Source organism: Pseudophaeobacter sp. (assembly GCF_039971195.1).
GTDB lineage: Bacteria > Pseudomonadota > Alphaproteobacteria > Rhodobacterales > Rhodobacteraceae > Pseudophaeobacter.
In genome coordinates, this window is the sequence record NZ_JBDWPJ010000014.1 from 1 (window position 1) to 7,222 (window position 7,222).

Annotated in this window: 7 protein-coding genes and 1 pseudogene; 3 read left to right on the plus strand and 5 right to left on the minus strand. The window is 59.1% G+C overall.

Going from position 1 to position 7,222, the window contains the following annotated elements; translation table 11 throughout:
• Positions 1-52: 52 nt before the first annotated feature.
• From hutH to hutU, 3 genes are read left to right on the plus strand one after another with little or no spacing between them, the layout of a single operon-like run.
• A complete protein-coding gene (gene hutH / locus ABJP42_RS01265; RefSeq protein WP_348338080.1) occupies positions 53-1,588 on the plus strand; it encodes a histidine ammonia-lyase in 1,536 nt (511 codons plus the stop codon).
• On the plus strand, positions 1,588-2,391 hold the full coding sequence (gene hutG, locus ABJP42_RS01270; RefSeq protein WP_348338082.1) for an N-formylglutamate deformylase: 804 nt from the start codon (positions 1,588-1,590) through the stop codon (positions 2,389-2,391). The genes hutH and hutG overlap by 1 nt, the downstream gene beginning before the upstream one ends.
• Complete coding sequence (hutU, locus tag ABJP42_RS01275) at positions 2,388-4,073, plus strand: urocanate hydratase (RefSeq protein WP_348338084.1); 1,686 nt, start codon at positions 2,388-2,390, stop codon at positions 4,071-4,073. Before hutG ends, hutU begins: the two co-directional genes overlap by 4 nt.
• 75 nt (positions 4,074-4,148) lie before the next feature.
• Here hutU and ABJP42_RS01280 read toward each other — a convergent pair whose 3' ends face one another.
• From ABJP42_RS01280 to ABJP42_RS01300, 5 genes and pseudogenes are all read right to left on the minus strand, one after another.
• Positions 4,149-4,511: an ankyrin repeat domain-containing protein gene (locus tag ABJP42_RS01280; protein ID WP_348338085.1), complete on the minus strand. Its 363-nt coding sequence runs from the start codon at positions 4,509-4,511 to the stop codon at positions 4,149-4,151.
• Between the two features lie 40 nt (positions 4,512-4,551).
• Positions 4,552-5,241 (minus strand): histidine utilization transcriptional repressor HutC, encoded by a 690-nt coding sequence (hutC, locus tag ABJP42_RS01285; protein ID WP_348338086.1) that lies wholly within the window; start codon positions 5,239-5,241, stop codon positions 4,552-4,554.
• A gap of 99 nt (positions 5,242-5,340) precedes the next feature.
• Positions 5,341-6,381: an aromatic ring-hydroxylating dioxygenase subunit alpha gene (locus tag ABJP42_RS01290; RefSeq protein WP_348338087.1), complete on the minus strand. Its 1,041-nt coding sequence runs from the start codon at positions 6,379-6,381 to the stop codon at positions 5,341-5,343.
• Positions 6,382-6,549: 168 nt separating this feature from the next.
• Positions 6,550-6,999, minus strand: coding sequence for an Lrp/AsnC family transcriptional regulator (locus ABJP42_RS01295; RefSeq protein ID WP_348338088.1), 450 nt, complete (start codon positions 6,997-6,999; stop codon positions 6,550-6,552).
• Positions 7,000-7,067: 68 nt separating this feature from the next.
• Positions 7,068-7,222: pseudogene (locus ABJP42_RS01300) on the minus strand (M24 family metallopeptidase); the annotation flags it as partial.

Consider the following 7,222-nt stretch of genomic DNA (forward strand, 5'->3'; position numbering starts at 1 on the left):
CCTATCGCATCGGCTTCAACCCGCTTCATGCCCGCATATTTGGAGGCCAGTCATGACAGCATTGACCCTCACCCCCGGCGATGTTTCTTTGGCACAATTGGAACGCGTGTTTCGCGAAGAATGCGCCGTACGTCTGGATCCCAGCTGTCGCCCGGGTATTGAACGCGCCCATGCCCGCATTGCCGCCGCAGCCGCCGGTGATGCAGCAGTGTACGGGGTGAACACCGGCTTTGGAAAACTCGCCAGCGTCAAGATCGCCGCCGAAGACACCGCCACCCTGCAACGCAACCTGATCCTCAGCCATTGTTGCGGCGTCGGCCCCGCCATCCCCCGCGCCCACGCGCGGCTGATGATGGTGTTGAAACTGCTGAGCCTCGGGCGGGGCGCTTCGGGAGTGCGGCTTGCGGTCATCGACCTGCTGGAAGCGATGCTCGAGAATGGCGTCACCCCGGTCATTCCGGCCCAAGGGTCAGTTGGCGCTTCAGGTGATCTCGCGCCGCTGTCACATATGGCGGCCGTGATGATGGGCGCTGCCGAAGCAGAGTTCGGCGGCAAGACCATGTCAGGGCGTGAGGCGCTGACAGCGGCGGGGCTGACGCCAATTGAGCTTGGCCCCAAGGAAGGGCTGGCATTGATCAATGGCACCCAGTTTTCCACCGCCTTTGGCCTTGCTGGCCTGTTTGGGGCCTGGCAGGCGGCCCAAAGCGCGCTGGTAACTTCGGCACTGACCACAGATGCCATCATGGGTTCCACCGCGCCATTGCAGCCTGAAATCCATGCCCTCCGCGGTCATCGCGGCCAAATCGATGCCGGCATCACGATGCGGGCGCTGCTGGATGGATCCGTCATTCGCGAAAGCCACCGCGACGATGACACCCGGGTGCAGGATCCCTATTGCATCCGTTGCCAGCCACAGGTTGTCGGCGCCGCTATGGATGTGCTGCGACAGGCGGCGACCACACTGGAAATCGAGGCCAATGCCGCCACCGACAATCCGCTGGTGCTGACCGGCGCCGATCTGATTGTGTCGGGCGGAAATTTCCACGCCGAACCGGTTGGCTTTGCCGCCGATATGATTGCACTGGCCATTGCCGAGATCGGTGCCATTGCCCAGCGTCGCATCGCCTTGATCGTCGATCCGGTGCTGAGCCACGACCTGCCGCCGTTTTTGACACCAAACCCAGGCCTCAACTCGGGCTACATGATCGCCGAGGTCACCACCGCAGCGTTGATGAGCGAAAACAAACATCTGGCCAATCCATGCGTCACCGACAGCACACCGACCTCTGCCAACCAGGAAGACCACGTATCGATGGCGGCCCATGGCGCGCGACGTCTGGGGCAGATGCTCGTGAACTTGGAGCGCATTCTGGGTGTCGAGCTGCTTTGTGCGACGCAGGGCGTTGAATTCCGCGCACCGCTGCCCACCAGCCAGGCCTTGCAACAGGTCATAGCCAGACTGCGCGCGCAGGTGCCACCCCTGGGGGATGACCGCTATACCGCGCCGGATATCGAAGCGGCCTCTGCCCTGATTTCCGACGGGACCATTGCCCATTGCACCGATATCGCCATGCCGGAGCTTTCCTGATGATCGCGCCTGTTGAAATCACCCGTGGCGACAGTCCGATTGTTCTGGGTCAGCCGCACACCGGCACCTATGTACCACCCGAGATCGAAGCCAAGCTCAACACGCGGGGCAGGGGGGTGGATGATACCGATTGGCACATAGACAGGCTCTATGAAGGGGTTTTGGACGGGGCAACAACCGTCCGCGCTACGTTCCACCGCTATGTTATTGACGCCAATCGCGACCCTTTGGGTCAGTCGCTTTATCCCGGTCAGAACACCACCGCCCTTGTGCCGCTGACGGATTTTGACGGCAATGACATCTGGTCAACACCCCCGACAGAGGCCGAGATCGAGCGCCGCCGGAACAGCTTTCACGCCCCCTATCACGCAGCACTGGCGGCGGAACTGCAACGGGTGAAAGCGAAACACGGTTTTGCCATTCTCTATGATTGCCACTCGATCCGGGGCGATATTCCCTTCTTGTTTGACGGCACCCTGCCGGATTTCAACACCGGCACCAATATGGGCAGCACCTGTGATGCCGCCATTGAAAAGATCGTGGTTGATGCCTGCGCTGCGGCCAAAGGATATAGCGCGGTGCTCAATGGTCGTTTCAAGGGCGGCTGGACCACGCGGCACTATGGCCGCCCCACCGAGGGGCTGCACGCTATCCAGATGGAACTGGCGCAGTCCACCTATCTCAGCGCCGAGGCCGCGCCCTGGACCTATGACCAGACCAAAGCCAACCGCCTGCGTGCCCACCTGCACCATATTCTCACTAGCCTGGCAAACTGGGCTCCTCAGACCGGAGGTACCACATGACCGATCCCCGCAAGAACACCCGCGACATTTTCCCGCCGACCGGCTCTGAGATCACGGCCAAAAGCTGGCTGACCGAAGCGCCCATGCGGATGCTGATGAACAACCTGCATCCGGATGTGGCCGAAAACCCGCATGAGCTGGTGGTCTATGGCGGCATTGGCCGTGCTGCGCGCACCTGGGATGATTTTGACCTCATCGTCGACAGCCTCAAGGACCTGGAAGCGGATGAGACCCTGTTGGTGCAATCCGGCAAACCAGTGGCAATTGTCAAAACCCATGAGGACGCGCCGCGGGTATTGATCGCCAATTCCAATCTGGTGCCCCATTGGGCCAATTGGGATCATTTCAACGAGCTCGATAAAAAGGGCCTGATGATGTATGGCCAGATGACGGCCGGCTCCTGGATCTACATCGGCACCCAGGGCATCGTGCAGGGTACCTACGAGACCTTTGCCGAGGCTGGACGCCAGCACTATGGCGGCGATCTGACGGGCAAATGGATTCTGACCGGTGGGCTTGGCGGCATGGGCGGCGCGCAGCCCCTGGCTGCGGTTATGGCCGGGGCCTGCTGCCTGGCGGTAGAGTGCAATCCTGACAGCATCGATTTCCGTCTACGCACCAAATACCTGGACGAAAAGGCCGAAAGCCTGGACGAGGCGCTGGAGATGATCGAGCGCTGGACCAAGGCGGGCGAGGCTAAATCCGTCGGCCTTTTGGGCAATGCGGCAGAGATCTTCCCCGAGCTGTTGCGCCGTGCCGAGGCCGGCGGCATGCGGCCTGACATCGTCACCGATCAGACCTCGGCCCATGATCCGGTCAATGGCTATTTGCCGCTGGGCTGGACGATGGGAGAATGGAAAACCCGCCGCGAGAGCGACCCTAAAGCAGTGGAAAAGGCCGCCCGTGCCTCCATGCGGGTGCAGGTGGATGCCATGTGCAAGTTCCACAACATGGGCATTCCCACGGTGGACTACGGCAACAACATTCGCCAGATGGCGCTGGAGGAAGGGCTGGAAAACGCCTTTGACTTCCCTGGATTTGTGCCCGCTTATATTCGCCCGCTGTTCTGTCGCGGCATTGGTCCGTTTCGCTGGGTGGCACTGTCTGGCGACCCCGAAGACATCCGCAAAACCGATGCCAAGATGAAAGAGCTGTTTCCCGACAACACTCATTTGCACAACTGGCTCGACATGGCGGACGCGCGCATCGCCTTCCAAGGCCTGCCAGCGCGGATCTGCTGGATCGGCCTGGGCGACCGCCACAAGGCCGGGCTTGCCTTCAACGAGATGGTCAAAAATGGCGAACTGAGCGCGCCCGTGGTGATTGGCCGCGATCATCTAGACTCCGGGTCCGTGGCCTCACCCAACCGCGAAACCGAAGCGATGAGGGATGGGTCAGATGCCGTGTCAGACTGGCCGCTGTTAAACGCGCTGACCAATACTGCATCTGGCGCCACCTGGGTCTCGCTGCACCATGGTGGCGGCGTTGGCATGGGGTTCTCGCAGCACTCGGGCGTGGTGATCTGCGCCGATGGCACTGATGCAGCCGCCAAGCGGCTCGAGCGGGTTCTGTGGAATGACCCGGCCTCGGGCGTGATGCGCCATGCGGATGCCGGCTATGAGGAGGCAAAGACCTGCGCCCGCGTGCACAATCTGCGCCTACCGGGTATCCTCGGGAACTAAATCTCAAGCCTGACTAAAACATCCACCAATTGGCCGCTGGGGGCATTGCCTTTTGCGGCCAGTTTTAGTCTCCACTCAGATGGTCAACAGGGTCAGGATCTGTTTTTCACCCATGATCTCTGCATGCTCGGCTGCCGTGTCGCCAAAGTCGTTTTTGATCGTCCCATTCGCCCCGCGCTCAATGAGCAACTTCACGATATCAAAATGCCCCTGTTCAACTGCTTCATGCAGCGCCGTGTATCCGTGCTCACCCTTGGCATCGATATCTGCGCCTGCATTCAACAACAGGACAATTTCATCCGCGTGACCGCGCACCGCAGCCACAGAAATTGGCGGGTTTCCAAAAGCATCCTTTGTGTGAACATCGTGACAGCCTGTCTCCAACGCCTGATAGTCAGGCCGTTCTGAATACTCTTTCAACAGATCAGCAAGGGTCATCTCCGTGACTCCGGACTATGTGGAATAGAAAAGCTTCATCTCAGTACCGCGTCGTCATCCGGTGACCGGGGCGGAAAGTCTGACGCACAAAGGTGATCGCCTCTTCCTTCAGCCAGGTAGAGCGTTCAACGGTAAACAGCGCTTCGCCTTGGGCGCAGCCTAGGTATTCTGCCAATTCAGGCGTCGCCGCGGTGGCGGAAAAGGCGATTTCCGCATCCGAAAACGGTACCGTTGAGACCAGCCACTCATTTGGTCCCAACTCGGTGAAATCCGCCTCCCTTGCCTGGGGCAACATCGACAGGGAGATCCAGCGATCCTCGTATTGATAGGGAAGGCCATCGGCGTAGTGCATGCAAAGTAGGTGCAAAACCGAAGACCCCTGGGCAAGTTGCAGGCGCGCGCAGAGCCAATGGGGTGCTTCCAGAACGGTCCGGCTCACCAGCGCATAGCGATATCTGGCATTCTGCGCTTCGATTTCGGCCCGCACGATGGGGATGGAGAACCGCGCCTGCCGCAGGGGGGCCATACGCACCCGTGTGCCGGCCTTGCGGCGGCGTTCAACCACGCCTTCGTCAGCCAGTTCACGCATGGCACGGTTTACCGTCGCGCGGGCGCAGCCATAGCTTTCTGCCAGGTCCATCTCATTGGGCAGCAAACCACCGGGAGACCATTCCCCCGAAGTGATCTTGGCCATGATGTCTGCTTTGACGTCTCGAAATGTTGCCTTCATGATGCCTGCCTGCCGCTCAATTAAGCACAAGCATAAAGGCTTTTTGTCTATGTGTATAGATTGACTGGTCGAGGCAAAGATCTACTGCCCCGGCTTTTCTCAGGCTTGCATCTTCTTGTCCAGCATCGCCTCTTCGGCAATCATTGCCTCCAGCTGACGACGGAACCGCAGCGGGCCGGCATCAATGCTCAGATCGATATGCGGCGAGGTCTTCTCGACCAGGCCGATCTGCACCGCATCCAGCACGGCCCGATCTTCTTCAAAGGCGGCCCGCACGTCCTCGCTCATCATTTTTGACAGCTCCGCGTCATCGGGGCGAAGATTGCGCAGCTGGAACCAGTAGTATCGGGTCTCAGCCTCCGTTGTTGGCGTCATGAAGTTGTAGCTGTCCATGACAAAGGTCTTGTCATGCAACGGGCCATCCGGGCCGCCCGTACCTGCCGGAGTGAACACCGCCCGGATCAGCGCATGAGCCGGATAGCGCACCTCATAGTGCTGCAAGCGGTCGCAGTTACCCTCAAACTCGATCACCTTTTTGTAAAAAGGTGCGGGTTCGTGATCCATCATCCAGCGATGCACAATGATGCCTTCGTCAGTCTTGCTGACCCGCAGCGGCGTATCCTTGGTCGCGGGCGCGGCAAAGGAAGATTGGTGCACCCAGGCGACATGAGTAGGGTCTAACAAGTTATCGCACATCAGCAGATAATTGCACTGCAACTCCATTGCCGCGCCTCGGTTCAGCCCCCAGTCCGGATTGTCAAAATTCGCAATATCAATGATCTCTTCAATATCAGCGATCGCAGCATTGCCCATCCATATCCAGACCAACCCGTATTTCTCATGGACTGGGTAGGGCCGCACCCGCGCGGCCGATGGGATGCGCCCGCCCCCTGGCGCCCAGATGCATTGGCCGGCGCAATCAAAGGTCAGGCCGTGATAGCCACATTCCACCGCATCATCTTTGATCCGCCCCTTGGACAGCGGCAGTTTGCGATGTGGGCAAGCATCTTCCAAGGCAATCACTTCGCCGTCCTGTCGGCGGAACATGCAGATCTTCTCTCCCAGCACCTTTACCTGTTTCAGCTCATGGCTGATTTCGTTACCCCAAGCAGCGACGTACCACGCGTTCTTTAGAAACATCCGATCCTCCGGTTCAGACAGTGTTCGATCCCAGTTCGAATACAGTATGATGAAATACTAGCGGCCAGAATTGGTGAGTACACCTTCAGGCTTACGGTTCTTGCCTTGTAAAGCCAAAGGATCAGACCAAACAGGCAAACTGCCTTTGGTCGGGCGGGTCTGTTGAACCTACAAGATATCCAGTGAGACCTTGACCCGTTCCATCACCACGGAACTGTTGAAGCGGCTGACATTGGATTCATCAAAGAAATGCTCTTGGGTAAAGGCCTCGTATTCCTTGATATCCTTGGTCACCACAATCAGGACAAAATCCGCTGCGCCAGTGGCATAGTAGCATTGCTGCACTTGAGGAGCCCCCCGCATGCGCTGCTTGAAGGCATCCAGATGCTGACGGCTTTCACGCTCCAGCGTCACCTCCACTATCACCGTCATCTCGCGCCCCAGCTTCTGCGGCGACAGCACGGCGATTTCATTTTGAATGACGCCAGACTCCCGCAGACGTTTGAGCCGCTTTTGCACCGCTGCCGGCGACAGGCCCACCTCTGCGCTCAGCGAGTCGGCGGTTAGGCGGGCATTGCCCTGCATCAGTTTTAGTATGTCGAGATCTTTGTCATCCATGCCCCGATAAAGCGCGGATCAAAGCCAAAGGACAACAGCTATTTCTCTTCAGGCCTCATCGGCGCCGGTCAGATAACCGGCAGCTCTGGTGCTGCGCGGCGGGTAAGCAGCTCTGCCCCTTCCGCACGAATGACAATGTTCTCTTCATGCACCATAATCAACCCGTCGCCGTAGCCAAGCGAGGGTTCTAGCGTCAATACCATGCCCTCCTGCAGGGGAGTGG

Excerpts from the sequence above, each read along its gene's own strand:
- hutH (WP_348338080.1), top strand. The coding sequence starts at position 53 with ATGACAGCATTGACCCTCACCCCCGGCGATGTTTCTTTGGCACAATTG.
- hutG (WP_348338082.1), top strand. The coding sequence starts at position 1,588 with ATGATCGCGCCTGTTGAAATCACCCGTGGCGACAGTCCGATTGTTCTG.
- hutU (WP_348338084.1), top strand. The coding sequence starts at position 2,388 with ATGACCGATCCCCGCAAGAACACCCGCGACATTTTCCCGCCGACCGGC.
- ABJP42_RS01280 (WP_348338085.1), bottom strand. The coding sequence starts at position 4,511 with ATGACCCTTGCTGATCTGTTGAAAGAGTATTCAGAACGGCCTGACTAT.
- hutC (WP_348338086.1), bottom strand. The coding sequence starts at position 5,241 with ATGAAGGCAACATTTCGAGACGTCAAAGCAGACATCATGGCCAAGATC.
- ABJP42_RS01290 (WP_348338087.1), bottom strand. The coding sequence starts at position 6,381 with ATGTTTCTAAAGAACGCGTGGTACGTCGCTGCTTGGGGTAACGAAATC.
- ABJP42_RS01295 (WP_348338088.1), bottom strand. The coding sequence starts at position 6,999 with ATGGATGACAAAGATCTCGACATACTAAAACTGATGCAGGGCAATGCC.